Annotated in this window: 26 protein-coding genes; 13 read left to right on the forward strand and 13 right to left on the reverse strand. The window is 70.7% G+C overall.

Annotation, left to right across the window (positions count from 1 at the left end; translation table 11 throughout):
* The first annotated feature begins 27 nt into the window (after positions 1–27).
* On the forward strand, positions 28–477 hold the full coding sequence (locus ACYCO6_RS32200; RefSeq protein WP_459773818.1) for a Ros/MucR family transcriptional regulator: 450 nt from the start codon (positions 28–30) through the stop codon (positions 475–477).
* Here ACYCO6_RS32200 and ACYCO6_RS32205 read toward each other — a convergent pair.
* From ACYCO6_RS32205 to ACYCO6_RS32230, 6 genes are all read right to left on the reverse strand, one after another.
* On the reverse strand, positions 450–809 hold the full coding sequence (locus ACYCO6_RS32205; RefSeq protein WP_459767020.1) for a hypothetical protein: 360 nt from the start codon (positions 807–809) through the stop codon (positions 450–452). The genes ACYCO6_RS32200 and ACYCO6_RS32205 overlap by 28 nt on opposite strands.
* A gap of 193 nt (positions 810–1,002) precedes the next feature.
* Entirely contained in the window at positions 1,003–2,607 is a 1,605-nt protein-coding gene (locus ACYCO6_RS32210; RefSeq protein WP_459767022.1) for an ABC transporter ATP-binding protein, read from the reverse strand.
* A 4-nt stretch (positions 2,608–2,611) separates the two neighbouring features.
* On the reverse strand, positions 2,612–4,030 hold the full coding sequence (locus ACYCO6_RS32215; RefSeq protein ID WP_459767024.1) for a M20 family metallopeptidase: 1,419 nt from the start codon (positions 4,028–4,030) through the stop codon (positions 2,612–2,614).
* A 160-nt stretch (positions 4,031–4,190) separates the two neighbouring features.
* Positions 4,191–5,129 carry an ABC transporter permease gene (locus tag ACYCO6_RS32220; RefSeq protein ID WP_459767027.1) on the reverse strand — a complete coding sequence of 313 codons (939 nt, stop codon included), beginning with the start codon at positions 5,127–5,129 and terminating at the stop codon, positions 4,191–4,193.
* A 40-nt stretch (positions 5,130–5,169) separates the two neighbouring features.
* On the reverse strand, positions 5,170–6,087 hold the full coding sequence (locus tag ACYCO6_RS32225; protein ID WP_459767029.1) for an ABC transporter permease: 918 nt from the start codon (positions 6,085–6,087) through the stop codon (positions 5,170–5,172).
* A gap of 92 nt (positions 6,088–6,179) precedes the next feature.
* The gene (locus ACYCO6_RS32230) at positions 6,180–7,700 is read right to left on the reverse strand and encodes an ABC transporter substrate-binding protein (RefSeq protein ID WP_459767031.1); all 1,521 of its coding nucleotides are present in this window, start codon (positions 7,698–7,700) and stop codon (positions 6,180–6,182) included.
* Between the two features lie 177 nt (positions 7,701–7,877).
* Between ACYCO6_RS32230 and ACYCO6_RS32235 the strand changes: the two genes are divergently transcribed.
* Positions 7,878–8,783, forward strand: a complete 906-nt coding sequence (locus ACYCO6_RS32235; protein WP_459767033.1) for a LysR family transcriptional regulator — start codon at positions 7,878–7,880, stop codon at positions 8,781–8,783.
* 15 nt (positions 8,784–8,798) lie between these two features.
* Here the strand turns inward: ACYCO6_RS32235 and ACYCO6_RS32240 are convergent, their stop codons facing one another.
* On the reverse strand, positions 8,799–9,554 hold the full coding sequence (locus ACYCO6_RS32240) for a CDP-diacylglycerol diphosphatase (RefSeq protein ID WP_459767035.1): 756 nt from the start codon (positions 9,552–9,554) through the stop codon (positions 8,799–8,801).
* Between the two features lie 145 nt (positions 9,555–9,699).
* Here ACYCO6_RS32240 and ACYCO6_RS32245 point away from each other — a divergent pair, with 145 nt between their 5' ends.
* Positions 9,700–10,746 (forward strand): DUF2891 domain-containing protein, encoded by a 1,047-nt coding sequence (locus tag ACYCO6_RS32245; protein ID WP_459767037.1) that lies wholly within the window; start codon positions 9,700–9,702, stop codon positions 10,744–10,746.
* Positions 10,747–10,894: 148 nt separating this feature from the next.
* Here ACYCO6_RS32245 and ACYCO6_RS32250 read toward each other — a convergent pair whose 3' ends face one another.
* Together ACYCO6_RS32250 and ACYCO6_RS32255 are read right to left on the reverse strand one after the other, a co-directional pair.
* Positions 10,895–11,215 (reverse strand): hypothetical protein, encoded by a 321-nt coding sequence (locus ACYCO6_RS32250; protein WP_459767040.1) that lies wholly within the window; start codon positions 11,213–11,215, stop codon positions 10,895–10,897.
* 100 nt (positions 11,216–11,315) lie between these two features.
* Positions 11,316–14,150, reverse strand: a complete 2,835-nt coding sequence (locus ACYCO6_RS32255) for a PAS domain-containing protein (protein ID WP_459773819.1) — start codon at positions 14,148–14,150, stop codon at positions 11,316–11,318.
* Between the two features lie 420 nt (positions 14,151–14,570).
* On the opposite strand from ACYCO6_RS32255, the gene ACYCO6_RS32260 reads away from it, so the two are divergent.
* Both ACYCO6_RS32260 and ACYCO6_RS32265 read left to right on the forward strand, forming a co-directional pair.
* Positions 14,571–17,864 carry a DEAD/DEAH box helicase gene (locus tag ACYCO6_RS32260; RefSeq protein WP_459767042.1) on the forward strand — a complete coding sequence of 1,098 codons (3,294 nt, stop codon included), beginning with the start codon at positions 14,571–14,573 and terminating at the stop codon, positions 17,862–17,864.
* 63 nt (positions 17,865–17,927) lie between these two features.
* On the forward strand, positions 17,928–18,362 hold the full coding sequence (locus ACYCO6_RS32265; RefSeq protein ID WP_459767044.1) for a GlcG/HbpS family heme-binding protein: 435 nt from the start codon (positions 17,928–17,930) through the stop codon (positions 18,360–18,362).
* Positions 18,363–18,377: 15 nt separating this feature from the next.
* Here the strand turns inward: ACYCO6_RS32265 and ACYCO6_RS32270 are convergent, their stop codons facing one another.
* A complete protein-coding gene (locus ACYCO6_RS32270; protein WP_459767047.1) occupies positions 18,378–18,929 on the reverse strand; it encodes a PAS domain-containing protein in 552 nt (183 codons plus the stop codon).
* A 532-nt stretch (positions 18,930–19,461) separates the two neighbouring features.
* Between ACYCO6_RS32270 and ACYCO6_RS32275 the strand changes: the two genes are divergently transcribed.
* The 3 genes from ACYCO6_RS32275 (at position 19,462) to ACYCO6_RS32285 (ending at position 21,619) form a co-directional block, all read left to right on the forward strand.
* Complete coding sequence (locus tag ACYCO6_RS32275) at positions 19,462–20,721, forward strand: allantoate amidohydrolase (protein WP_459767050.1); 1,260 nt, start codon at positions 19,462–19,464, stop codon at positions 20,719–20,721.
* Between the two features lie 46 nt (positions 20,722–20,767).
* The gene (locus ACYCO6_RS32280; protein WP_459767054.1) at positions 20,768–21,085 is read left to right on the forward strand and encodes a hypothetical protein; all 318 of its coding nucleotides are present in this window, start codon (positions 20,768–20,770) and stop codon (positions 21,083–21,085) included.
* Between the two features lie 78 nt (positions 21,086–21,163).
* Positions 21,164–21,619: an SRPBCC family protein gene (locus ACYCO6_RS32285; protein ID WP_459767057.1), complete on the forward strand. Its 456-nt coding sequence runs from the start codon at positions 21,164–21,166 to the stop codon at positions 21,617–21,619.
* Between the two features lie 19 nt (positions 21,620–21,638).
* Here ACYCO6_RS32285 and ACYCO6_RS32290 read toward each other — a convergent pair whose 3' ends face one another.
* Entirely contained in the window at positions 21,639–21,890 is a 252-nt protein-coding gene (locus tag ACYCO6_RS32290) for a hypothetical protein (RefSeq protein ID WP_459767060.1), read from the reverse strand.
* Between the two features lie 161 nt (positions 21,891–22,051).
* Here ACYCO6_RS32290 and ACYCO6_RS32295 point away from each other — a divergent pair, with 161 nt between their 5' ends.
* The 3 genes from ACYCO6_RS32295 (at position 22,052) to ACYCO6_RS32305 (ending at position 23,899) form a co-directional block, all read left to right on the forward strand.
* The gene (locus ACYCO6_RS32295) at positions 22,052–22,780 is read left to right on the forward strand and encodes a polyamine aminopropyltransferase (protein WP_459767062.1); all 729 of its coding nucleotides are present in this window, start codon (positions 22,052–22,054) and stop codon (positions 22,778–22,780) included.
* 61 nt (positions 22,781–22,841) lie between these two features.
* Entirely contained in the window at positions 22,842–23,048 is a 207-nt protein-coding gene (locus tag ACYCO6_RS32300; RefSeq protein ID WP_459767065.1) for a hypothetical protein, read from the forward strand.
* A 287-nt stretch (positions 23,049–23,335) separates the two neighbouring features.
* Positions 23,336–23,899, forward strand: coding sequence for a hypothetical protein (locus ACYCO6_RS32305; RefSeq protein WP_459767067.1), 564 nt, complete (start codon positions 23,336–23,338; stop codon positions 23,897–23,899).
* A gap of 25 nt (positions 23,900–23,924) precedes the next feature.
* Here the strand turns inward: ACYCO6_RS32305 and ACYCO6_RS32310 are convergent, their stop codons facing one another.
* A complete protein-coding gene (locus ACYCO6_RS32310) occupies positions 23,925–24,266 on the reverse strand; it encodes a cupredoxin domain-containing protein (RefSeq protein ID WP_459767069.1) in 342 nt (113 codons plus the stop codon).
* Between the two features lie 499 nt (positions 24,267–24,765).
* On the opposite strand from ACYCO6_RS32310, the gene ACYCO6_RS32315 reads away from it, so the two are divergent.
* The gene (locus ACYCO6_RS32315) at positions 24,766–25,365 is read left to right on the forward strand and encodes a Ros/MucR family transcriptional regulator (protein WP_459767071.1); all 600 of its coding nucleotides are present in this window, start codon (positions 24,766–24,768) and stop codon (positions 25,363–25,365) included.
* Complete coding sequence (locus tag ACYCO6_RS32320; protein WP_459767073.1) at positions 25,362–25,616, forward strand: hypothetical protein; 255 nt, start codon at positions 25,362–25,364, stop codon at positions 25,614–25,616. The genes ACYCO6_RS32315 and ACYCO6_RS32320 overlap by 4 nt, the downstream gene beginning before the upstream one ends.
* A 209-nt stretch (positions 25,617–25,825) precedes the next feature.
* Here ACYCO6_RS32320 and ACYCO6_RS32325 read toward each other — a convergent pair whose 3' ends face one another.
* Positions 25,826–26,788: a LysR family transcriptional regulator gene (locus ACYCO6_RS32325; protein ID WP_459767075.1), complete on the reverse strand. Its 963-nt coding sequence runs from the start codon at positions 26,786–26,788 to the stop codon at positions 25,826–25,828.
* Positions 26,789–26,837 lie beyond the last annotated feature (49 nt).

Consider the following 26,837-nt stretch of genomic DNA (forward strand, 5'->3'; position numbering starts at 1 on the left):
CTCGAAAGCTTTGAGTGGACTCGCGCAGTGCCTGAAAAAAATGCAGAGAGCACCGTCAAGCTCGTCGCGCTGGTCGGCGAGATCGTCGCGGCCTACGTGGCGAACAATTCCGTCCCGCCGGCCGCGCTGCCGGAACTGATGGCGAGCGTCCACAAGGCCCTGGCGAGCCTCGACGGCAAGCCGGCCGCCGAGGTCGCGCCCGCGGTCGAACAGCCGACCCCGGCCCAGATCCGCAAGTCGGTCCAGCAGGACGGCATCATCAGCTTCATCGACGGCCGGTTCTACAAGACGCTGAAGCGCCACCTCACCGCGCACGGCCTCACGCCGGAGCGGTATCGCGAGCGCTACGGGCTACCGGCCGATTACCCGATGACCGCGCCCGGCTACGCGGCGCAGCGCTCGGCACTCGCGAAGGCGATCGGCCTGGGTGTGCCCGGCGCGCGCGCCAATCAGCGCAAGACCGGCACCGGCGGCTGACCGGCGTCGCGGCGCTGCGCCGGCCGTTTGGTGTCGCCGGTCGAGCGAGCCTGGAAGGGCAGAACCTGCGCGGAGATCGGAGCGGAGCGGCCGAGACCCGCAGGGGCGGGGCGCACCGGCCGGCCGTACGTATCGGCCCAGCTCAACCGGATGACGCTGGCTTCCGGCGCTGCGGATGGGGTGGCCTCGACAGACGGCGACGGGCGCCGTTGGGCCGCCCCGATCCAGCGCACGATCCGGTGCTTGCGCCCGCGACGCAGCACCGGCGGCACCTCCGGCTCGGACTCTCTGCGACCGGGGCGGATGCCGTCGGACTTATCTGAGATCGACACGCTGAAGAATCCCCGTCCGCATGCGAGGCGTGAGCAGGGACGGATAGCGGGTTCGGCCGTGGATCCGCCGAGGCGCTCGACCCTCGACAAGACCGGCATCGTACCGGATCGTGCGCAACCGAATAGGGCGGTGGCGTCCAAAAAACTTGTCTCTGCGTCCCAAATGGGCGGCCGTCGCGGCCGGACAGCGCGTTCAGGAGGCCCGGGCGCCCGGCACGGCTGCCAGCAGGCTGCGTGTGTAGGCGTGCTCCGGGGCGGCGAACAGGTCGGCGGTCCCGCGCATCTCCACGATGGCGCCCCGGTGCATCACGGCGATCCGGTCGCAGATCGTGGCCGCCACCCGCAGGTCGTGGGTGATGAACAGCATCGCCAGGGACAGGCGCTGCTTCAGGTCCTCCAGGAGATTCAGCACTTGCCGCTGGACCGAGACGTCGAGCGCCGAGACCGCCTCGTCGGCCACCAGCACGTCCGGCTCCATGGCGAGCGCCCGGGCGATGCCGATGCGCTGGCGCTGGCCCCCCGAGAAGGCGTTCGGGTAGCGGGCGGCCGCCTTCGGATCGAGGCCGACGAGGTCGAGGAGGGTCCGGGCCCGGTCCCGCGCCTCCGCGGCCGGAACCCCATGGGCGATGGGACCCGCCGTGATGATCTGCTCGACGGTGCGTCGCGGGTTCAAGGACGCGAACGGGTCCTGGAAGATCATCTGGATGCGGCTGCGCTTGTCCCGCAGCGCGGCCCGTCCGAGCGCCGTATAGTCGAGGTCGCCCAGGTGAACCGCGCCGCCGTCGGGCTCGATCAGCCGGATCGCCAGCCGCGCGGTCGTCGACTTGCCCGAGCCCGATTCGCCCACCAGTCCCAGTGTCTCGCCGCGCCGCACGTCGAAGGTGACCTGCTTCACCGCTGCCACCACCCGCGGCTTGCCGAACAGGCCCCCCTTCGTCGCATAGCTCTTGGACAGCCCCGCGACCGACAGGGCGACCGGGGCCGCCTCCAGCGACGGCCGCGGCGGCGGGGTGAGGCTCGGGACGGCGGCGAGCAGCGCCCGCGTGTAGGGCGCCTGCGGGTCGCGCAGCACGGACTCGGCGGGGCCGGATTCCACGAGCCGCCCGCGCTGGAGCACCGCCACGTGGTCGGCGATCTCCGCCACGACGCCGAAATCGTGGGTGATGAACAGGACGCTCATCCCGCGCTTCCGCTGCAGGTCGCGGATCAGCCGGAGGATCTGGGCCTGGGTGGTGACGTCGAGCGCCGTGGTCGGCTCGTCGGCGACCAGGACGGAGGGCTCCAGCGCCAGCGCCATGGCGATCATCGCCCGCTGCCGCTGGCCGCCGGAGAGCTGGTGCGGATAGGCCCGCACCGCCTCCTCAGGATTCGGCAGCCCGACCTCGGCCGCCAGCGCCACCGCCCGGGCCCACCGCTCTCTCCGGGTGAGCAGGTTGTGCGCCTCGAACATCTCGGCGATCTGGTCGCCGACCCGCATCACCGGGTTCAGCGCCGTCATCGGCTCTTGGAACACCATGGCGATGCGCCGGCCCCGCAGGACCCGCCACGCGGGCTCGTCGAGGGTCAGGAGATCTTGGCCCTCGAACAGGATCGAACCGGCCGTCGGCTTCAGCGCCCGGGGCAGGAGGCCGGTGAGCGCGTAGGCGCTCATCGACTTGCCCGAGCCCGATTCCCCGACCACGCAGAGGATCTTCCCGGCCTCGAGGTCGAGGGTGAGGCCCTCCACCGCGTGCGGGCGGTCGGCGCCCTTGGGGAGCGCGATCGTCAGATCGCGGATGCGGACGACCGGCTCACCCATGATTTCAGGCCCTCGCGACGCGGCGCAGGATGTCGGGTCCGGCCTCGCCGAGATCCCAGAACAGGCCGGCCATGATCGCCAGGCCTTCCCGGGTGCCCGAGGCGAGCATGTGCTCGTCGGGCCCGTGCTGGCGGCAGGCCGGGTAGGAATGCGGCACCCAGAGGGTCGGCAGTCCTAGGATTTCCGAGAAGGCATCGTTCGGCAGCGAGCCGCCGAGATTGGGCAGCAGCGCCGGCTTCTTGCCCGTGCTCGCCTCGATCGACTGGAGCGCCCAATCCACCCAGGGATCCTCCACGGGCAGCCGTGTCGCCTGGAAGACCTCCGCGGCGCGGGCCGGCTTGACGTCGATCATCGGGAAGCCGTGGGCGTCGAGATGGGCGCGCACGTTCTCAATCAGGTTCTGCCAGTCGGTGCCGACGACGAAGCGCAGCTGCAGGGTCGCCTTGGCGTGGGGCGGCACGGCGTTGAGCGGTCCGTCCGGGTCGCCGGTCTTGAAGGCGAGAACCTCAAGGGTGTTCCAGGCGAAGACCCGCTCGGCGGGTGTCAGGCCGGGCTCGCCCCAGTCGGGATCGATCTTCGGCGCGGTCGGGTCCTCGCCGACGCGGATGTCGGCGAGCGCCGCGCGCACGCCTTCGGGGATCGGCGGCGGCCGCAGGGCCTCGATCAGGATGCTGCCGCGGGCATCCACCATCGACGCGATGGCCGAGGCCAGCACCGTGCCGGGATTGCGCAGCAGGCCGCCCCAGTTGCCGGAATGGTGCGGGCCCTCCCGCAGGTTCAGGCTGAGCTCGAAATTGTAGGCGCCCCGGGAACCCAGGAAGAGGGTCGGGCGCTCGGCGTTGAGCCGGGGGCCGTCCGAGGCGATCAGCACGTCGGCCCGGAGCCCCTGGGCCTGCTCCCGGCAGAACGGCCGCAGGCCCGGCGAGCCGGATTCCTCGCCCATCTCGATCAGGAGCTTCACGTTGAAGCCCAGGCGCCCGTCGCGGGCCGCGACCACCTGCTCCAGGGCGGCGAGATTGAGGACGTGCTGGCCCTTGTTGTCGGCTGTGCCGCGGCCGTACCAGCGGTCGCCCTCGACCACGATCTCCCAGGGCCCGAGGCCCTCGCGCCACTGCTCGGGGTAGCCCCGCACCGTGTCGCCGTGGCCATAGATCAGCACAGTCGGCAGGTCCGGGCCCTCGTGGCGCTCGGCGATCAGGAACGGGCCGTGCACGCCGTCGGGGTTGGGGAAGATCTTCGGGGCCGCAAAGCCGAGGCGGGTCACCAGCGGCGTGATGAAGGCGTCGAGATAGGCGCGCAGGGCCGCCTCCTGGCCCGGGGCTTGGCTCTCGGTGGGCATCGCCACCGCCTCCCGCAGGAGCGCGAGGAACGCGCCCGAGTCGAAAGCTTGGGTGGCGCGCGCGATGGCGTCGTCTCGCGTCATGGTCTGATCTCGGAGGAAGTAGAGAGGGTTTCGATCGCTCGGCCTACCCACGTCGCCATCGCGAGCGCAGCGAAGCGACCCAGGGCAGCGCGACATCGGTGAACGGGGCGCCGCTGGTTTGCGCCGCTGCGCTCGCCAGGACGGCGGCGTGCGCAGGCCATCAGTTGCGCGCCTCGGGCGCGGTGATATCCCGCAGGCCGTCGCCCAGGAGGTTGATCGCCAGCACGAGGAGGAGGAGCGCCACGCCCGGGATGGTGATCACCCAGGGCTGGAAGAACATGTACTGCTTGCCCTCGGCGATCATCAGGCCCCAGGAGGGCAGGGGCGGCTGCACGCCGAGACCCAGGAAGGAGAGGGCAGCCTCCAGCAGGATCGCGTGGGCCATTTCAAGCGTCGCCACGACGATCAGCGCGTTCATGATGTTGGGCAGGATCTCCTGGCCGATGATGCGCAGGTCCGTCAGTCCGGCGGCGCGGGCTGCCGAGACGAAGTCCTGGTTGCGGATCTGCTGCGTGGCCGCCCGGGTCACCACGGCGAAGCGGTCCCAGAGCAGGAAGCCCAGCACCAACACCACCACCTTCAGGGAGCCGCCGACCAGCGCCGCCATGGCGAGTGCCACCAGCACCACCGGCATGGCCAGCCGCGTGGTGACGACGTAGCTCACCACGGAGTCGACCCAGCCGCCGAAATAGCCGGCGCACAATCCGAGGGTCGTGCCGATCAGCCCGGAGATCAGCGCCGCCGAGACCCCGATCAGCAGGGAGATCTGGCCGCCGTAGAGCAGGCGGCTGAGATAATCGCGCCCGAGCTTGTCGGTGCCGAGCACGTGGTCCCAGGAGCCCTTGGCCTGCCAGACCGGCGGGATCAGGCGGCGCGACACGTCCTGCGCGTAGGGATCGTGCGGGGCGATGAGCGGCGCGGCGAGCGCCGCCAGCACGATCAGCCCAAAGATCCCGGCGCCGATCAGGAAGCCCGTGTGGCGCAGCCCCCGCCGCAGGATGAGGCCGGTGGGGGAGGGGACCGCCGCGGCGACCGGGACCTCGGCCTCGGGCGGCAGGGCGGGCGCGGTCAACGCCGCCGTGTCGGGGGGCAGGCTCATGAGCGGCTCCTCCTCATGACGGACGCCTCACGATGCACGCTCATGCCCGGCGCAGGCGCGGATCGAGGAAGGCGTTCAGCAGGTCCGCCGCCAGGGTCAGGCCGATGTAGATCATGGCGAGCACCAGCACGATCGCCTGGACGACGGGGAAATCGTTGCGGGCGATGGATTCCCAGGCGAGCTGGCCGAGGCCCTGGAGCGAGAACACCGCCTCGATCACGATCGAGCCGCCGAGCATGAAGCCGAACTGCACCGCCGACAGGGCGATCACCGGGATCACGGCGTTGCGCAGGGCGTGGCGCACCAGGATCTTGCGCGGCGGCAGCCCCTTGGCGCGGGCGGTGCGGACGTAGTCGGAGGCCAGCACCTCCAGCATGCCGTTGCGGGTGAGCCGCATCACCGCCGGCATCGCGTAGTAGCCGAGCGCCACTGCGGGCAGGACGAAGTTCTTCCAGCTGGCGTTCCCTGAGACCGGCAGCCAGCGCAGCTGCACGGAGAAGATCAGAATCAGCGTCAGGCCGAACCAGAAGCTCGGCATCGCCTGGCCCAGAACCGAGACCGCGAGCGCCAGCCGGTCGATCCAGGTGTCGCGCTTCACCGCGGCGATGACGCCGAGCGGGATCGCCACGAACAGCGCGACGGCCAGCGCGATGATGCCGAGATAGAGGGTGATCGGCAGGCGGGCGGCCAGCAGGTCGATCACCCGCTCGCGGAAGTAGAAGGAATTGCCGAAATCGAGGTGCAGCGCCCGCCAGCCCCAGGTGAGGAACTGGGTGAGCAGCGGCTGATCCAGGCCGTAATCCTGGCGGATCTGCGCGATCTGCGGCCCGGTGGCCTCCGGTCCGGCAATCGCCGTGGCGAGGTCGCCCGACAGGTGGAGCAGCAGGAAGCTCGCCACCGAGACCGTGAAGGCCACCGCCAGGGCGACCAGGATGCGCCGGAACGTGAAAGCCAGCATGGCTCAGGCTCCTTCGGGCCGATGCGGATCGCGCGCGCCCCCTCCCCCCTCTGCGGGGGAGGGGGCGCGTCGCGCAGCGGCGGCCATCGCCGTCACTTCCACGATGCCGCGTAGAAGCGCGGCACCTCGTCGGGCTGGGCGGTGAAGTTCAGGTCCGACGTGAAGGCGTAGTTGGTCGAGTAGGAGAACATCGGCAGGGCGTAGGCCTGCGCGGCGATCCGCTGGAGCGCCTTGGCGTAGGCGGCCTTGCGCTTCTCCGGGTCGGTGGAGCTGTCGCCCTCCTGCAGGTCGGCGATCACCTGCGGATCCTTGGTCAGGTCCTCCTCGCCGCCGCGGAAATACACCCCATCGAAGGCCGAGACGTCCAGGACCGAGAACGACCCCCAGGTCTGATAGCCGATCGAGGTCTTGCCGGCCCGCAGCGAATCGCGGAACGCCGCGTAGCGCAGGTAGTTGAGCCGCGCCTTGATGCCGACGGCGCCCAGATACCCGATCACCGCCTCGGCGTAATCCCGCTCGCGATAGGCGCCGAGGTCGATCTCGAACCCGTCGGGATAACCGGCTTCCTTGAGCAGCGCCTTGGCTTTGGCCGGATCGTAGGGGTAGCGCGGCACGCCCTGGTCGGTGCAGCCGAACTGGTCGACGAAGCAGAGGGCGTTCATCACCCGCGAGGCGCCGCGCACGAGGTTGTCGACCATCGCCTTGCGATCGATGGCGTAGCTGATCGCCTGCCGGACCCGCACGTCCTTGAGCGGCGAATTCTCCTTCGCCCGGCCCAGCGTGTCGAACTGCAGGAAGCCGACCCGCATCGTCTCGGCGTTGAGAACGGTGATGTTGGGCGCGGCGCGCAGCTGCTCGGCCTGGTCGCTCGGGACCCGCCAGATCCAGTCGACGCCGCCGGTCATCAGCTCGGCCATCCGGCTCTCGCCATCCGGGATGACGCGGAACTGCAGCTTCCCGATCTTCGGCTTCCCCAGCGGGCTGCCCGCCCAATACTTGTCGAAGCGCTCCATGGTGACGCCGCGGCCGCTGTCGACCTTGGTGATCCGGTAGGGACCGCTGCCGACGGGCGCCTTGGCGAAGCCGTCGAGCCCGACCTTCTTGAAGTAGGTGGCCGGGAAGATCGGCGTCGGGCCGGCGAGGTATTCAAGCGCCGCCGGAAACGGCGCCTTGAGGTGGATGCGCACGCTGTGCGGGCCGGTGACCTCCACCGACTTCATCCAGTCGACGTTCTGGCGGGTGACCGTGCGCGCCTCGGGCGTCAGCACGTAATTAAACGTGAAGGCCACGTCCTCCGGCCCGAGCGGGTCGCCGTTGTGGAAGACCACGCCCTCTCGGATCGTGAGATCCAGGGTCGTGTCGTCCTTCCAGGTCCAGGCGGTGGCCAGCATCGGCTTGTAGGTGCCGTCCTTGGGATCGCGCCACAGCAGCGTGTCCCAGCAGTTCCGGGCCAGGATCACGCCCTCACGGGCGCTGTTGTGATACGGGCTGACGTTCTCCGGCTCGCTGTCCGAGGCGTAGACCAGAGTGTCGTCCGCCTTGCCGGCGAGTGCTGGGCTCGCGACCGTCAGGACGGCGAGGGAAGCAGCCAGGGTGAGTGTCCGGATCGACATGGGAACTCCGTCTCCGACGGCCCGGCGAACAGGCCGAGCGGGACGAATCCGCGGCTGCCGCCTTTTTCACCCTGCGATGATGTTGTGCATCTGAGATCGCAACAAGTAGAATTTGGCGAGTGCTGCCTTGCCATCTCGGCAACGGATATGGCGAGACAGTCGCTTCGAGGCAGAATAATGCAAACAACCGGGCTACGCTACTTCCTGGCCGTAGCCCGCACCGGCTCGATCGCCGCGGCCTCGGATCAGCTCAACGTGGCGGCGTCGGCGATCAGCCGGCAGATCGCCAATCTGGAGGCCGAGCTCGACTGCGTGCTGTTCGAGCGGCGCCCCCGCGGCATGGTGCCGAGCCCGGCCGGCGAGCTGCTGGCGCAGCATGCCCACCAGGTGTTGATTCGCTCCGAGCAGGTGGTCACGGAGATCCGGGAGCTGGAAGGGCTCGCCCGGGGGCTGATCCGGGTGGCGAGTTCCGAGGGTTTTTCCCTCGACATCGTGCCGAACGCCATCGCGGCCTTCCACGCGGTCCATCCCGGCATACGCTTCGAGGTGACGGTGCAGCCGCCCGCGCAGGTGACCCAGACGGTGGCGGTGGGCGAAGCCGATCTCGGCATCACCTTCGCGCTCACCCCCACCACGCAGGTCGAGGTGCTCTACGATGGGCAGGTGGACATGCTGGCGCTCGCCGCGCCCGATCATCCCCTCGCGCGGGTACCGGCCCTGCGCCTCGCCGACCTGTCGACCTATCCGGTCGCCTTGCCCACCCGGGACACGACCCTGCGGCAGGTGTTCGATGCCGCCTGCGCGCTCGAGGGCATCGTGATCGAGCCGGTCTTGACCGCCAACAAGCTCTCGGCGCTGCTGCCCTTCGTGCGGCGCTCCCGCGGGCTCGCGCTGATGTCGGCGCTGTCGGTGACGACGCCCCTGCGCCTGAACGAGCTGGTCAGCCTGCCGATCCGGTCCCGGGCGAGCCTCGCCCGCGGCATCCAGGTCCAGGCCATGCGTGACCGGCGGCTCCCGAAGGCGGTGCGGGCGTTCCTGCGCCAGCTCATCGACGCGCTGCCGCCGCCGGTGGGGGCCGGATAGGGCGCTCGGGCCCGCTCAGGCACCTCCGCGGCCGGAGGCGACGGCGCAGCTGTGGTCCATGACATCCTCGGCGCTGGCGTTGGGCGCCCGGTAGGCCAAGAGGATGAAGCCCGGCTCGGGATCGCCCGATGGCGTGGTGAGCGCCGCAAAGCTCGTCCGGTGCAGGTCCGGCCGGGCGCCAGGCAGGGTGTGGAGGGCCGCGAACGGGTTGAAGCGCTCGGCCTCCGCGTTCGGGACGCGCAACGCGAAGAAGCGGTCGCCGGCCAGCGGTACCGGAAAGCGGCTCCAAGTCCTGCGGATCTGGTGGCCGTGCGCCTTGAGGGCCGCCAGCACGCCGGGCTTCATGCAGTCGAGGTGGATATGGAGCTGGTCCTGGCTGCGGCCCCGGGCCGAGTTGACCGCCAGCCCGACCTCCCCGGGTGACAGCCGTCCCTTCAGCACGTCGGACACGAAGGGGCGCGCGGCGAGCGCCGCCCGCCAGTAGGCCGCGCCGGCCGGGCCGCGCAGGACGGGGGCTTCGAGCCCGGCCACGGTGGCGGTGGGCATGACCACGCTATGGGTCGGCTCGCCGGGGGCGCGCAGGACGGCCGAGCCGGGCCGGTCCTTGTCGCCCAAGTCGACCGAGAGGCAGGGGAAGGTCCGGTTGGCGACCCGCTTGGCGAGCACGCAGGTCTTCAGCGCCGCCCACAGGACGTCCCGGCTGGGATCCGGGCCGGCCTGCGCCGGCATCGCGAGCGCGACGAGGAGGGCGGCGAGCATCGCGCGGCGCATGGGGGCTCCCGGTGAGGCCGGCATCCCGGCTCGGCTGGCGGATCCGCGATAGCCGATCCTGGACCATCGCGGCAAAGCGTCCGGATGTCCTGACGGTTTGCCGAAAACCCGCTATGCCGGCCCGTCCCGAATCCGGAGCCCCGCGATGACGACCGCGCTCACCCCGGAGATCGGCGCCCGCTTCGCGGCGGTGGCGCTCGGCCACGTCACCCGCGAATACCCGAACAAGCCGGGTCACGTCCTGGCGGGACCGGAGGACGCCCGTACCCCCGCCGACCTCCACCCGGTCTTCCACGGCAGCTACGATTGGCATTCCTGCGTCCACGGCTACTGGCTGCTGGCGCGGGTGCTGCGGCTGTTTCCGGAGGGGGCCCAGGCCGGGGCGATCCGCGCCCGGTTCGACGCGCAGCTGACCCCCGCCGCGGTGGCGGGGGAATGCGCCTACTTCGCCGCGCCGACCGCGCGCGGCTTCGAGCGGCCCTACGGCTGGGCGTGGCTCCTGAAACTCGCCGACGAACTCGCCCGCCTGCCCGAGCCCCGCTGGTCTGAGGCCCTCGCACCGCTGACCGGCCTCATCGTCCAGCGGTTCCGGGACTTCCTGCCGATTGCCTCTTATCCGGTGCGGGTGGGGACCCACTTCAACAGCGCATTCGCGCTTCGCCTCGCGGCCGATTACGCCGAGGGCGCGCGGCATGCCGAATTCGGCGCCCTGCTGCTGCGGACCGCCGAGGGCTGGTACGGGGCGGATGCAGATTGTCCCGCCTGGGGCGAGCCGGGCGGGGACGATTTCCTGTCCTCCGCGCTGATCGAGGCCGAGTGCATGCGCCGCCTCCTGCCTCCGGCGCGGTTCCGGCCCTGGTTCGACCGGTTCCTGCCCGATCTCGCGGCGGGCCGACCGGCAACCCTGTTCCGACCAGCCGCCGCGACCGACCGCAGTGACGGGAAGATCGCGCATCTCGACGGACTCAACCTCAGCCGCGCTTGGTGCTTCCGGGCGCTGGCCGCTGCCCTCAAGACCGACGATCCCCGCCGCCCGCCGCTCTCCGCGGCGGCGGAGGCGCACCTCGCGGCAGGGCTCCCGCACGTGGCCGGCGACTACATGGGCGAGCACTGGCTCGCGAGCTTCGCCCTGCTGGCTCTGAGGCCCGAAGGGCCTGCCAATGGAATCCCGCGCATGAGCGGCGGATTCTAAGGATTTTGTGAGAACCATTTGTCGCAGGCCGCGTTGGTCTGCATTGGCCAAAAAAAAGGACCGTCCTCAGTGGAGCGGTCCGAAGTCTAGGGAGGAAACGCCCACGAGGGGCAGCAGCACAGCGACGCCATCGCGGTGCTGCACTGCGTCAACCCGAGAGGGGCGGCCTTGTTCCTGGGGTGGATGTCCCGCGTTTCCAGGCGGGATCGCCCGTGCCCAGCGGCGGCGTCGCGGCCGGAAGGCCGGAGGGGCGGCGCGCATCCCCGCTTCCGAACTCGGCCCGGTAGGTCCGCTCCAGTGTCATGAGCGTCCGCAGGGGTGTCTCTGCGAGATCGAGCAGCTTCGCATCGCGCCAGCGCAGCTTGTTGCCCAGGCGGCGGCGAAACCAGCGCTCGCGCTCCTCCTCGACAAGCAGGATCAGCCTGCCGGTCCAGGTCCGGCGGAACCAGAAACGTCCGGTGAGGGTCATGGCAGTCCCGCGCGTCGGTATTCGAAACGCGCATACTACAACCGGCCGCTAAGGACGGGAACAGTCTAGGTTAGAGTGTCGAGCCTTTGGCGGAAGACTGTTAATCCCGCGTGGATCCTTCCGCCGCGGAGCGGGCCGCCATCGGCCTCGCCGGGCTCCGCCGCTTCGTCGCCTCGTAGAGGACCTGAGCGAGCTGCTCGGCGGAGTAGGGTTTGCGCACGAGCGCGAAACCGTGCGCGTCGTCCTTGGCCAGCACGTGGCTGTAGCCCGAGGTCAGCACCACGGGCAGGTCCGGGCGGCTGACCTCCAGCTGGCGGGCGAGGGCGAAGCCGCCCATGCCCGGCATCACCACGTCGGAGAAGACCACGTCGAAGCGGTTCGGCGTCCTGCCGAGTTCGACCAGCGCCTCCTCGGCGGATTTCGTCCAGACCGGGGCGTGGCCGAGATCCTCCAGGATCTGGGTGCAGAAGCGCCCGACGCCGAGATTGTCCTCCACCACGAGGATGCACAGGCCCCGCTGCAGCTCCGTCTCCCGCCGGTCGTCGCGGCCGGCATCGGCCGCCTCGGACGGCGCCTCGACCTGCGGCAGGTAGAGGGTGAAGGTGGTGCCGCCGCCGACCACGCTCGCCACGTCGATGTCGCCGCCCGATTGCTTGGCGAAGCCGATGACCTGACTCAGGCCCAGCCCGGTCCCCTTGCCGATCTCCTTGGTGGTGAAGAACGGCTCGAAGATCCGCCCCAGATCCGGGGCCGGGATGCCGGCGCCCGTATCGCAGACCCGCACCGCCACGAACGGTCCCGGTGCGCCGGCATGCCCGCGAATCGGGGGCATCGGGCGGTCACCCTCGAGGCGCAGGGTCAGGCTGCCTTCCCCGTCCATGGCGTCGCGGGCGTTGACCGCCATGTTGATCAGCGCCGTCTCGAACTGGCTCTCGTCCGCACGGACGAAGCGGGGCGCCTCCGGCAGGTCGATGAGGACGCGAATGCGCGCGCCGGTCACCGAATCGAGCATGTCGGCGATGCTGCGCAGGCGCGCGCAGATGTCGAAAACATGGGGCTTGAGCGCCTGCCGCCGGGCGAAGGCGAGGAGCTGGCCGGTGAGCTTGGCGGCGCGATCGACGGTGTCGGAGACCGCGTCGAGGTAGCGCCGCCTGCGCTCCTCGGCGAGGTCGGACCGGCGCAGGAACTCGACGGAGGATCGGATGATGGTCAGCAGGTTGTTGAAATCGTGCGCCACGCCGCCGGTGAGCTGGCCGATGGCCTCGAGCTTCTGCGATTGCCGCAGCGCCTCCTCGGCCTGGCGCTGCTCGGTGATGTCCCGCCCGAAGCCGTAGAACAGCCCATCCTCCGGGACGACTGTCCAGAGCACGCGCCGCCGATCGCCGGCGCGAGTCACGCAGGAGAGCTCGACATCCTCGACCCGGCGGTCCTCGCAGAGCGGCTGCAGCGCCGCTTTCGCCGCCTCGCGCTCGGAGGCCACTACGAAGTCCAGGGCGGTCCGGCCCAGCGTCTCCTCCTCGGACCAGCCGAGCGCCCGGCTCCAAGACGGATTCACCGATTGGACCTGTCCGGTCCGGTTCGAGACGAGCTTCAGCACCGGCGACAGCGTCCAGACGCGGTCGCGGTCGCGGGTCTGCGCGGCGACCTGCGCCTCCAGGCTCTCTGCCCGCGACTGGAGCAGGTCCTCGAAGCGCTTCCGCTCGGAGACGTCGTGCGCGAAGACATAGAACCCGTCGACCCGTCCGTCCGCCCCGCGGCGCGGGAGATAGCGCGTATCGGCGACCCGGATCTCGCGATTCGGGAAGGTCCAAATCCATTCGTGCCGGACCTCGTGCCCGGCCAGGGCCTGCTCGATGGCGGGGCGCCGGGCCTCGAAGGCCTCGGCGCCGAGAAGCTCGCACACGGTCCGCCCGACGACCTCGGCGGCCGGCTGGCCCGTCCAGGTCTCGTAGGCCGCGTTGGCGAACTGGTAGGTCAGCGTGCTGTCGATGAAGGCGATCAGCACCGGCATGGCGTCCGCCACCAGCCGAAGCTCCGCCTCCCGAGCCCGGAGCTCCAGCTCGCCCCGGCGGCGCTCCGTGATGTCGTTGAGCAGGATTGCCACGTGGTTCCGGGCCGGCCCGTCGACGCGGTAGGCGTGGACGTCGTACCAGCGGCCGAGGGCCTCGGCCGGACGCTCGAAACGGACCGGCTCCCCGGTCAGCGCGACCCGGCCGAACAGGTCGAACCAGTGCTGCTCGTGGTCGGGCGCGAGGTCCCGCATCCATCGACCCACCACGTCCTTCAGGCCGGTCTGCCGCTCGAAGGCCGGATTGACCTCCAGGAAGCGGTAGTCGACCGCACGGTCGCCTTCCCCGAACTGCACCTCGACGAGGCAGAAGCCGGCATCGATGAACTCGAACAGTGAGCGGTACCGCTCCTCGTGCCGGCGCAGGGCGGCTTCGGCGCAGCGGGTCTCCAACTGCGTCATCACCGTCCGGGCCAGAGCCTTGAGGATGAAGAGCTGCTGGTCGGTGAGCGTGCGCGGCTCGCGGTCGAGGACGCACAGGGTCCCGATGGCCCAGCCGTCGGGCGTCACCAGCGGCACGCCCGCGTAGAAGCGCAGATGCGGCTCGCCGGTGACGAGCGCGTTGGCGGCGCAGTCCGGAACCGCCATCAGATCCGGAAGCACGAGGACGCCGTCCTCGCGCATGGCCTCGGTGCAGAATCCGAGATGGAGCGGCATCTCCCGCGCCGCGTGCCCCACCGCGGCCTTGATCCACTGCCGGTCGGCGTCGATGAAGTTGATATGGGCCATCGGCGTGCCGCAGGCCTGGGCGGCTATCTCGGCGATCTCGTCGAACTCGCGCTCCGGTGGTGTATCGAGGATGGAATAGGCGCGCAGAGCGGCCAACCGCTGAGGGTTGTGGGGCTCGAAACCCGACGGGCAGGACATGGTCTCGTTCCGCGACACCGGAGCGTCATATCCCACCCCTCTGACCCTCCCAAGTGAGTCCATGCAACGCAGCTCTGGCCGCGTGGCGAACCGGCGGTTCCCGGGACGGTAAGCTCTTGAACGACCGGGCCGGATTCCGCGGCGGCCGGATCTTTCAGAGGACCGATAGGTTGCCGCGACTATCACTGTACCCACACAATACAATTCCAAATTGTACTATTGGCGCGACGCTGGGGACGCAGCGACACGGGACGACCGAGGGGCGCGCGAGCCCGATAACGATTTCGTGTCCAGCGACGGACGCGATCCGAGAGCCCGGCCGGCGAAGCCCGCGCGTGCTGTGGATCGGATCGCCGCGGACGGGAGCCCTGCGGGCGCATGCCGCGTTTGCGGCACAGGGAAGACGGGTTCGGATCAGGCATGGCCAAGCGCAGGACGAAGGCGGGCGCGCAACAGGGACTTGAGGACGCGCCGCTGATGCCCACGGGGGCCCTGGCCGTGGCCCTCCTCGATCTGGCGGCGGGCCCCGCGCCCCTCATCCACGTCGCCCGGGACGCCCGCCGCCTGGAGGACCTCGCCGCGACCCTGCGGGCGCTCGATCCCGAGACCCGCGTGGCGATCTATCCGGAATGGGATTGCCTGCCCTTCGACCACGCTTCGCCGTCGCGGGCCACGATGGGCGCCCGGGCCGCCGTGATGCGCTGGCTGACCGACCGGGACGCGCTGCCGGACTTCGTGCTGACCACGGCCCCGGCCCTCGTCCAGCGCGTGCCGCCGCCCGAGACCTGGGCCACCGCCCGCGTGACCCTCCGGGTCGGGGACCCGCTCGACGTCGCGGCGGCGACGGCCGACCTCAAGCGCCTCGGCTACATCCTCGATGAGCGGGTCGACGAGCCCGGCGAGATCGCCGTCCGCGGGCGCACCGTGGAGGTGTTTCCCGCCGCGGCGCCGCGCCCCTGCCGGATCGAGCACGCGGAGGGCCGCGTCACGGCGATCCGCTCCTACGACCCGATCTCGCAGCGCTCGGTGGCGGAGGCGGATGAGCTGCTGATCGACCCGGCCACCGAGATCGTCCTGGAGCCCGGATCCGGCCAGACCATCGAGCCCTTCACGGGCCAGGAGCATCGTCTCGATCGCTACTACCCGCGCCTCGTCACCCTCCTCGACTACGTGCCCGGAGCGCGCCTCGTGGTCGAGGACGGCACGCAGACCCGGATCGACGCCTTCTTCGAGCAGATGGACGAGGCCCGGGCGCGGCTCGATGCCCGCGACGGGCGCAGGAAGGCCGGCGCGGGCCTCTATCTGACGCCCAAGGCTTGGCGGGACCTCGTGGCGGCGCATGGCCGGATCACCGCCACGGAGGCGGCCGGGGAATCGCTCGCGCTTCCGGCCTTCGCCCGGGAGCGCCGGCCGGGCACGGCGTTCGCCAAGACGATGCGCGAGCGGCTGAAGGCCGGCGACATCGTCGTCCTCGCGGGCACGCGCCGGCCGCTCGGGCGCCTCGTGCGCCAGGCTGGCAAAATCGCCGACCGTCCGATCCGGCTCATCGACGCATGGTCCGACGTGGCCGCGGCGGCGCCGGGCGACGTCCTCGCCCTGGAGGCGCCCCTCGGGGCCGGCTTCCGGGTGCCCGCCCAGGGCGCCACCGTGATCGCCGCTGCGGACCTGTTCGGGCCGGACGCCGCGGTCACGGGCGGCGTGCGGGCGATCCTGCCGATGGGCGAGGTCGACCTGCGCCCCGGCGACGTCGCCGTCGACCGCGATCACGGCCTGTGCGTGTTCGAGGGGCTGGAGCCCGTCGCCACTCAGGGTGGCGAGTCCTCCGAGGCCCTGCGCCTGCGCTTTGCCAGCGACGCGATCCTGATGGTGCCGGTGGCCCAGGCGGACCGGATCTGGCGCTACGGCCCGGAGCCGGACGCCGTCACCCTGGACAAGCTCGACGGCGGCACCTGGCCCCGGCGCCGCCTGGAGGCCGAGGCGACCATGGCGCGGACCGCCCGGCTCATGCTGGAGGCCGCCCGCGCCCGCCGGGAGACCGAGGCACCGGTCCTGGACCCTCCCGGCCGCGACATGGAGCGGTTCGCCGCCGGCTTCGGCTTCGCGCCGACCCCCGATCAGGCCGCCGCGGTCGACGCGCTGATGGCCGATCTCGCCTCAGGCCGGCCGATGGACCGGCTCGTCTGCGGCGACGTCGGATTCGGCAAGACCGAGGTGGCTCTGCACGCTCTGGCGGCCGCGATCCTCTCAGGGAAACAGGCGGCGCTGATCGCCCCGACCACCGTCCTGGCGCGCCAGCACGCCGAGACCCTGCGCCGCCGCTTCGGCCGTTTCGGCATCGAGGTCGCGCAGCTCTCGCGTCTCGTGGCGCCGGCCGAGGCCAAGCGCGTCAAGGCAGGGCTGGCCGACGGCTCGATCCGGCTGGTGGTCGGCACCCACGCCCTCGCCGGCAGCGGCGTGCGCTTTTCCGATCTCGCCCTGACGGTGATCGACGAGGAGCAGCGCTTCGGCGCCAAGATGAAGGCGGATCTGCGCCGCCTCGCCGGGGCCGGGCATGTGCTGACGCTCACCGCGACGCCGATCCCCCGCACGCTCCAGGCGGCGCTCGTCGGCCTCCAGAGCCTCAGCGTGCTCGCCACGCCCCCGGCGCTCCGCCAGCCCGTCCGGACCGTGGTGGCGCCCTTCGACGCCGAGGCGGTCCGCGAGGCGCTGATCCGCGAGCACCGCCGCGGCGGCCAGAGCTTCGTCGTCTGCCCGCGCATCGAGGATATCGCCCCGATGGCCGAGCGCCTGCGCGCCCTGGTGCCGGGCCTCTCGATCCTGGTGGCGCACGGGGATCTGAGGCCCTCCGCCATGGACGAGATCATGGTCCGCTTCGCGGAGGGCGACGGCGACATCCTGCTCGCCACCGCCATCGTCGAGAGCGGGCTCGACGTGCCCCGGGCCAACACCATGCTGGTCTGGGACGCCGCCCGGTTCGGGCTGGCGCAGCTCCATCAGCTGCGCGGGCGGGTCGGCCGCGGTCAGCGCCGCGGCACCGTCCACCTGCTCGGTGACCCGGCCGCGCCGCCGCCCGCGGCAGCCCTGCAGCGCCTGCGCGCCCTGGAGGCCCTCGACCGTCTCGGCGCCGGCTTCGCGGTGAGCGCCCGCGACCTCGACCTGCGCGGCGCCGGCGATCTGGTCGGCGAGGACCAAGCCGGCCACGCCAAGCTCGTCGGGCTCGGCCTCTACCAGCACCTGCTGCAGCTGGCGCTCACCGCCGCCAAGGGGGAGCTGGCCGAGGATTGGAGCCCGGAGATCGAGCTCGGCCTGCCGAGCCGGATCCCCGAGGATTACGTCCCGGAGCCCGAGATCCGCCTGAGCCTGTACACGCGGCTGCTGCGCCTGCGCGAGGCCGAGGCGATCGAGGCGCTGGCCGGCGAGGTAGAGGATCGGTTCGGCGCGGCGCCGGACCCGGTGCTCGCCCTGTTCGACCTCGCGCGGCTGCGCGCCGCCTGCTGCGAGCTGAGCGTGGCGCGGCTCCGGGGCGGTCCGCAGGGCGTGGCGGCCGACCTCAGGCCCGACCGGCCGCTCCCCGCCATGGCCGTGGAGGGCGGGCTCGTCCTGCGCGAGGACCGCGTGGTCTGGAAGCGGCCCTGTCCCGACGCGGCTGCCTGCGCGGCCCTGGCGGCCGATCTCCTCGAGCGGATCCGCGCCGCCCGAGAGCAGGCCCCCTGACCCTTTACCGGAACCGTCCGCGCGTCTTACGCTTTTCCGGCCAACACGAGTCAGGGGAGTATCATGCACGTCACGATCGAGCAGGCCGAGAAGGCGATCGCCGCGGCCCGGGCGAAGGCGACTGAGCTCGGCACCCAGATGTGCATTGCGGTGGTCGATTCCGGCGGCAATCTCAAGGCCTTCCACCGCATGGACGATGCCTGGGTCGGGTCCATCGACATCGCCCAGAAGAAGGCCAAGACGTCGGTGTTCTTCGGGATGATGACCGGCCAGATCGGCCAACTGTCCCAGCCCGGCGGCCCCCTCTACGGGATCGAGCACTCGAATGACGGTCTGATCACCTTTCCGGGCGGGATCCCGATCGTCGATGCCGACGGCGTGATGTCCGGGGCGATCGGCGTCAGCGGCTCGACGGTCGAGAACGACCACGCCGTCGCGGAGGCCGGCGCCAAGGCCATCGGCCGCACGGAGCTGCCCGCCCATCCCTGGCGGACCTGACCCGGCCGGCCGCTCTCAGGGGGCGCGCCGGGCAAGTGCGCGGCCGACCCCGAGAAGCAGCATGCCGGAGACCATCCGCAGATGCGTGTCGCCGTGGCGCTCGAGGGCCCCATGGGCCGCGATGCAATAGTCGGCCGCGGCATCCAGAGGATCCGCCTGCGCGGCGGCGCCGTTCGGGAGTGCCGCCGGGCGGGTGTGGAGATCGGTGATGTCGATATAGACGCCGCGCCCGCGCAGCCGGCCCAGTGCGTCGGGCATCAGGCAGCCGCGATTCAGGATCCACCGGGTTTCTCCCGTCCCGGTCACGATGCGGAATTCCATCGAGACCCGGCCGCCCGTCTGCCGGATGCGTCGGATCTTTCCGAACACCCAGTCCCGATCCTCCGGATGGACACCCCCCAGGGCGTCGTCGAGGGCGAGGGGCGTGCCGGCAAGGCGCGGATTTCCCGCGAGCAGGGACGCCGCACCCGCGTCGAGGACGGATCGGCCGGCGGGCACATCCGTATCCCAGGTGCCGACGAAGCCCGCGGCCTGCAAGGCCGCGGATGCCGTGGTAACCAGATTCATCGACCCCCCTAAACGGCCGCAACGGATGATTGTACGGTGACGGACGAATGATCCGGAGAGAGGCAGCCCGCGCGGCCAATGTCCAGATGTCAGCCGCGCGGCGGCTTCCCCGAGGTCTCTGACATGTTGTCGCGGGCTCGGGCAGATCAGTTCGCGATCTGGAAAGTTCAGGGAGAGCCTCTTTCGAGATGCGGGCGGTTCCCGAATGCTGCCGTGTCGCCGGATAGAGGGATGTACTCGGCGGATGGACGAGAAGACGCCCGCTCGATGACGTCCGCAGAGCCGGATATTCCAGTGCCTTGGAGTAACTCAGCGGCCGGATCGCGCCTGCGCCGCGGTGGCCGGATGGAGGGCGTGGGTGCATTCCCGAGCGGGGAATCGGATCGCGTCCCGAAGCGGGGTGCATTTTCACGGAGGCTGCAGCGCGCTCTAGGTCTTTGTTATTACATGATGTTTTCGGAAGGCCGGATTTCACTTCTCCACATCATGCTCTAACCTCGCCGCTTCCGGTACGCAGGCGGCAAAGGCTTCCATGGATCGCATCAACCTCCCGCTCTCGCAGGATCGGCTCTGGGACAGCCTGACGGCGCTCGCCCGAATCGGGGCGCTCCCCAACGGCGGCAACGATCGTCAGACCCTGACCGACCGCGACGCCGAGGGGCGTGCCCTGTTCCGGCACTGGGGCGAGGCGGTGGGGCTCACCCTCACCGTGGATCGGATCGGCAACATGATCTTTCGCCGCCCGGGGCGCGATCCGAGCCTGAAGCCGGTGGCCATCGGCAGTCACCTGGACACCCAGCCTACGGGGGGCAAGTTCGACGGGCCGCTGGGCGTGCTCGCCGGGCTCGAGATCATGCGTGCCCTGCACGAGTCGGGGATCGAGACCGAGGCGCCCCTCCTGCTGATCAACTGGTGCAACGAGGAGGGCGCGCGCTTCGCGCCGCCGATGAGTGGCAGCGGCGTCGCCATGGGGATCGTCCCCGAGGCCGACGTGATGGCCACCCGGGATCTCTCGGGCCACGTCTTCGGCGACGAGCTGCGGCGCATCGGCTGGCAGGGCGAGGCGAATCCGGCCGCCCTGCGCGGGATCGGCGCCTATTTCGAGCTGCATATCGAGCAGGGCAAGCGCCTGGAGGATGCGGGCCTCACCATCGGGGTGGTCGACCGGGCGCTGGCGCAGATCTGGTACGAGATCACCGTGCTGGGCGAGGAGGCCCATGCCGGCAGTCCCATGGCCGGCCGGCGCGACGCTATGATGGCGGCCGCGGCGCTGATCGCGTCGCTCGAGGGGATTGCCGAGGACGCGGTCGGCGCCGGCGGCGAGCGTGGCCGCGCCACCGTGGGCGTGCTGAACGCCGAGCCCGCGAGCCGCAACATCACCCCGGGCCGGGTGTGGTTCAGCCTCGACACGCGCCACGGCGACACGGAGCAGCTGGAAGTCATGCGGGCGCGAATTCGGGCCCGGGCCGAAGCGCTGGCCGCGGAGCGGGGCGTCACGATCCGGGTCGATGACTTCTGGCGCGCGCCGCCGACGCCGTTCGACCCGGTCCTGGTGGACCGGGTCCAGGCGGCCGCCGAGGCGCGGGGCCATGCCTGGGCGCGCATGCCGACGGCGATCTATCACGACGCCGTCTACTGCGCCCGCGTGGTGCCGGCGGCCCTGATCTTCTGCCCGTGCCACGGCGGTATCAGCCACAACGAGGCCGAGAGCATCACGCCGGATTGGGCGCGGGCCGGCATGGAGGTTCTGGCCGATGCGGTGCTGGCCACCGCCCGGATCGCCCGGGACTGAGCGCCGTCCGCACCGGCGCCGCACGCGAACGGAGACCGGGTCACGCATGTCCGACGACAACATCATCCGCCCCGTCTTCGGCGTGCCCCGTCCCTCCGCGCCGTCCTCGGAGCCGGTCCTTGCGCCCGATCCAGCCCAGGCGCCGCTGCGCGTCTTCGGCGCGGCCGCCGGCCATCGGGTCGGCCTGATCCGGGACCCCTCGGCGCAGGAGGGCGATGTGGTCCGGGTCGTCATCGGACCGGCGGACGAGCGGGTTGTCGAGACCGTGGCGCTGCTGCCCGCCACCGCCGACGCGGAGGCCGAAGCCGAGCGGATCGGCTTCGCGATCCTCCGGGCGCTCGAGGTGGTCGAGGGTGCGATCTGAACCGTACCACCCGCAACCTGCGTTCTCCGGGGGCGCGTCGCGGGCCCGAACGGGTCCGGGCCCGCCGGGAGGGGACACATGACGTTCAACAGGATCAGCAGCACTGAAATCCCGATCCCGGCGCGGGCCGGGACGGTCTGGTCCGTGCTGACGGACCTCGAATCCTACCCCGCCTGGAACCCCTTCATCCGCAAGGCGGAGGGCCAGCGGCGCGAGGGCGCGCGCTGGCGCCTGGAGCTGACCCTGAACGGCCGCTCGTTCCTGACGGTCCGGGTGCAGGTGACGTGCTGGGAACCGGGCCGGCGGCTGACTTGGCATGGCGGCATCCCGATGCCGCACCTCATCACCGGCGCCCACGATTTCCGGATCACCGAAACGCGGACCGGCGTCAGCCTCGTCCAGGCGGAGACCTTCTCGGGCCTGCTCGCACCCGGCCTCTTCCCATGGCTGCGGGCCCGCACGCAGGCCCGCTTTACCGAGATGAACGAGGCGGTGCGGGACGAGGTCGCCCGCCGGCTGGCTGAGACGGCCTGACCGGCCCGGCCGCGGCCGGTCAGGCGACCGGCTTCGGCTTGACGATGGGCGAGCGCGTCAGGCTCTGGATCTCGCGGCCCGGCCGCCCGGCCTTGCGGGCGATTTCGTCCTCTTGCTCGGCGATGAGCTGCCGGGCCGGTTCGTCGCCGTCGAGGCCGCCGAGGATCTCGACCGGCACGCGCCGGTTCGAGGCCCGGGAGCCGTCCGCGAAGACGATATCGAACAGGACGAAGCCCCGCTCCTGCGGTCTGGACTTGATGCGCTTGGCCATAGGTGCTGATACGCCGCCGTTATCGGTCGCGGCAAGGCGCGGCGTCGGGCGGGGGGTTTGCGCGGCGCGCACTGCCGGGCCCGTGCGCCGCCCCGCTCTCGCCGCGATCCTCCGCGTCGCCAATCCCGGCCGGGCGCCACACCGCCAACCGAGGAGCTTCCGTGATACCCTGGGTTCATCTCGACACCGGATCCGTGCCCGGTGGCGGCACCGACCTGCGCCTGATGCGGCGCGGCGACGAATTCGCGATCCTGGCCGACACGATCGAGCTGATGAACAACCGCCGCAGCGGCTCGGAGGTGGCGCTCGCGGCGCTGACCTGCGCGCGGCTCAAGGACCGGCCCCGGGCCCGGATCCTGATCGGCGGCCTCGGCATGGGCTTCACCTTGCGGGCGGCCCTTGAGAACCTCGGCCCCGAGGCGCGGGTGGTGGTGGCGGAGCTGGTGCCCTCCGTGATCGCCTGGGCCCGGGGCCCGCTCGCGCACGTCTTCGCGGGCTGCCTGGACGATCCCCGGGTGGACCTGCAGGCGGCCGACGTGAACCGCCTGATCCAGGCGGGGCCGGACCGGTACGACGCGATCCTGCTCGACGTGGATAACGGACCGGAAGGGCTGATGCGCCGGGCGAACGACCGGCTCTACGACAATTGGGGTCTCAAGCGAGCCCGGTGGGCGCTCCGGCCGGAGGGCATCCTGGGCGTCTGGTCGGGGGCGCCGGACCGGAAGTTCAAGAGCCGTCTGCAGCGCTCCGGCTTCACGGTCGACGAACTGCGCGTCCATGCCAGCGGCCGGGGCAGCGGTCCCAAGCACGTGGTCTGGCTCGCCACTCGCACCGAGGCTCCGGCGGCGCAGGCCGGGCTCGGAGCCGGCCGCTCACGGCCAACCCGGTAGCCGCTGCCGCTCACGGTCGCACCCCCTATGCCGGCACGAGGATGTCCCGCACATTCTGTCCATGGGTGCGAATGGCGGGCATCTCTACACGGTCGAGGTCAGGCCCAGCCGGCATGACCCGGGCCGCTTCACCTGGGCGATCCGCGACCGCGGCAAGCTGGTCCGGGGATCGTACCGCCCGTACGCGTCCGAGCATGCCGCGCGCGCCGTGGCGATGGCCGAGGTCGAGCGACTGATTGGGCACGATGGCCCGTCAGGCGGAGCCTGAAGCTTATGGTCATGATGTGGACGCATGCGGCCCCGGTCTGAGCACACCACTTATGCATGCCTCCGGAGCTGTCCGCCTGTTGCATGCCGCAGTGCGGCAGCCTATCTGTGCAGTGCGGGATGGCGATGGCGTCGCGATCCCGCTGCCCTTCTTGGGCGTTTCCTCCCTAGACTTCGGGCCGCTCCTTCGGGAGTGGCCTTTTTTCTTTTCGGCCTCCGGCAGCACGGAGGCGCCTCCGATGTTCCGGTCAAGCGGAACCAGGAGCTTGGCGGTCCGTTTTTCCCGCCATGGAACACTATCGGTCCACCCTCGCCACCAGTGCTTTTGCCGTATTCGGCTTGGTTGCGGCCGCGCATATGCTGCATCCGGGCAATTACGAGATGCAGACGCGCAGCCCGCGGCCAGCCGCAGCTGCCGCAATACAGGTCGCACCCGTGACCTGGACCGACCCGCCGGCCCGGAGCGGCGCTCCCGAGACGACGGGCGCGATCCCGACGGGCGCGCGGACCAGCGGCCTCGGGAACGCGGTCCCGTCTGCGATTCCGGCCCCGCGACAGGCTGCCGTGGTCCCGCCCGGCGCAACTCCGGCCCTGCGGCTTCCGGACGAGATGGCGGGCCCGACCGAAACGCCCCGGAAGGCCGTCGCGGCGCATCGACCGAGGGGATCCGGGCGCAGCCTGCGCCGGATCGCCCGGCTGCGGCACGCCCCGCTCGCACGCACCGCGCAGGCCGATCGCACGGTGGTCTCCGCGTCGGTCCCTCAGCCCGCACCGGCTCGTCCGGAGGCGTCCTCGAAGATCGATCCGATCGGCGACATCATCCGCGGCCTGGGCTTCGGTCGCGACGGCTGACACCCGGCCCGGCCTGACCCGCGTCCTACTGGACGTGGATGGTCAGCTTCATCTTCGGATGAATGCCGCACTGGATCACGAAGTCGCCCGGCTCGGCCAGGGTCAGGCGCGTCTCGGTGCCGGGCTCCTGATCGCCAGCATCGAAAGAGAACCGGTCCGCCTCGATGAAAGCGTGATGGCTGAGGATCTCGTCGCCGTTGCGCAGCGTGATCGTGTCACCACGGCGGAGGTACAGGTCGGTCGGCATGTAGTGGCGGCCCTTCTGCAGCACGATCCGGGTCGTGCTCGACAGCGTCGCCCAGGCACTCCCGAACGCCATGCAGGAGCCGGTCAGCGCGAGCGGCCCGAGGACGAGAAGGCAACGCAAGCACCTGCTGCGAAGGGGCATGTCTGGCGTCCGCGCAAGATCTGATGCGTCCCGGGGCAGGTGGATCAGTCACCGAGCGGTCCGGGATGCCGCTGTCCCATATCGTGCTCGGAGCCTCTCAATACGGCCATACGACCAACGATAAAATTTTATCGGACCGGGCTTATATATGCGCCAGATATTTCTAGCGTGTTCGAGTTTTACTGTAATCGTAGATACAAGGCTCGGGCTCGGGCTTTAATTCTATCGGTGCCAAAGCTTGCGCCTCGACTGCGGCCCGGCAGGCTCGATCAGGATCGCCCGGTGCGACGGGCAGCGCGGCGGGTGAAAACTGCCGCACGGCGCGGGCGCCGATTCTGTTTTCATGATCACGTTTTGTTGAAACCCATGATTCCAGCGATGCCCGCATTCTAACCTGGGTTGATTTTTGGCATCCGCCAATGCTGTTGGGCAACAGCCTTACATCGAAATAGCAATCGCAACTATAGGTACCAAAAACGTGACGCAAGTGGCGGTAGGTGGCATATCTGACGTTGTCAAACTGGCCGGGGAAATCGTCATCGCCTACATCGGGAGCAATCCTGTTCCTAAATCCGAAGTGTCTGATTTCATACAAGAGGTTTATGCGACCGTGTCCCGCATCGCCGGCGGCCAGACAAACGGGGCTCTCGGTGCCGTTCCAGTCTTCGTTTCCGAGCAACCCAGCCCGGATCAGATCCGTGCTTCCATTCAGGACGATGGTCTCGTCAGCTTTATCGACGGTAAGCGCTACAAGAGCCTCAAACGGCACCTGGCGGCCAAAGGTCTCGACGCGCGCGCCTACCGCGAGCGCTTCGGGCTGGGCGCCGATTATCCGATGGTTGCTCCAAGCTATGCCGCGGAGCGCGCCGCCATCGCGAGGCGAATCGGCCTCGGGCAGCCGGGCGCCATGGCTGGAACCCTCGCGAAGGTTGCCGAAGCACCGGCGAGAGCACCCAACAGGAAGGCGCCGGAGCACGGCAGCGAGGAATTTCACGCTGTGACGGCAACGAGGGGGGTGGGCATGCGTGAGGTGCCGGCACGACGCCAAGGACGTCGTGTCCGGGTGGATGCGCGATGATCGTATTGGTGTTTGCCGCCTTGATCGGTGGCGTCATCAGCCTCGTGAGCGCATGGCCCTGGCTCGGCCTGTATTCGGTCCTCGCCGCTCCATTCGGAGCGGGGAGCGCGGCCCTGTGCGCAGCGCTCGTTCTCGCCTCTCGGCGGAGCGAGAACGCCTCCCCCGGGAACCAGCAGGTGATGGCGCCGCAGGCCGCAGATCACCGCTCTGGGTTGAAGGCGGACGTGCGGAACCAGCGCCGGAGCGCCTGACGCGTCAGGTCAGCGACTTCGTCCGGCCCGTCGTGTGCGGTGCTGCTTCGAGGCCATTCCCGAAGGGTTGGCGTTCCTGACGTCTCGACGAAGCCGGCTTCGGGCACCCCGCCCGAGCCTCGATCGCCGCGCGTTCTCCCCCGTCCGAGGCGCAGACGAGGCGTCAGCGGCTCCTGCGCCCGGCTTCAGGTCACGATCCGGAGGCACAGTCACGGCCCCGGCAGGACGTCGACCCGGGTCGGATCCTCGGGATCACGGTCGCGGGCCGCGAGCGCCTGGCGCACATGCTCCCGGAAGACCTTGACCCGCGCCGGCAGTTCGCGCCCAGCCAAGGTCACGGCGCGCAGGGCGGCGCCCCGGCTGGCCCAGGGGGCGAGCACACGCAGGAGCTGGCCCGCCGCGACCGCCTGGGCGGCGACGAGACTCGGGAGATGGCCGATCCCGGCGCCCGCCAGCGTCAGCCGGTGCGCGGTGGCGAAGTCGCTGACCCGGATCGCGGGGCTCAAGGCCAGCGGCTCCGCGCGGCCGTGCCCGTCGGTGAGGGAGAGGGTCGCCGCGCCGAACCGCTCGCGGGCGAGGATCAGGTCGTGGTCGGCGAGCTCCACCAGGCTCGTCGGCGCCGGCCGGCGCAGCAGGTAGGCCGGCGCGGCGTAGAGGCCGACCGTCAGGGTCGCCAGGACGGGCGCGCGGTAGCCGGTCTCCTCCGCGCCGCCGAGCCGCAGGGCGAGGTCGATCCGGTTGGCCGCAAGGTCGAGGCGTGCATCCGTGTTCAGCATCTCGACGGTGATCTGCGGATAGGCGGCGCGGAAGCTTGCGACGATCTCGGGCATCACCTCAATCCCGAAATCGATGGAGGTCGTGATCCGCAGGTGCCCGGCCGGCACCGTGCGGGCGTCTCGGGCGGTCTCGGCCGCCTCGTCGAGGAGCGTCAGGCTCTCCTGCGCCTTGGCGTAGAAGGCGAGCCCCTCGGCGGTTGGCGAGACCGCCCGGGAGGTCCGCGCCATCAATCGGGCGCCGAGCGCCCGCTCCAGCCGGGAGATCCGCCGGCTGACGCTCCCCTTGGTCTCCCGCAGGCTCGCGGCGGCGGCCGTCACCGTGCCGAGATCGACTACGGTGCAGAAGGCGCGCACGTCGTCGAGTCCGCCCCGGAAGGTTTCCGATCTCGCAACCATGCGGTTCCGGATAGCAGGCTCAACCATGGCCGTGAACGGGGCTACAGGG

The organism is Methylobacterium sp. CM6257 (assembly GCF_054611515.1).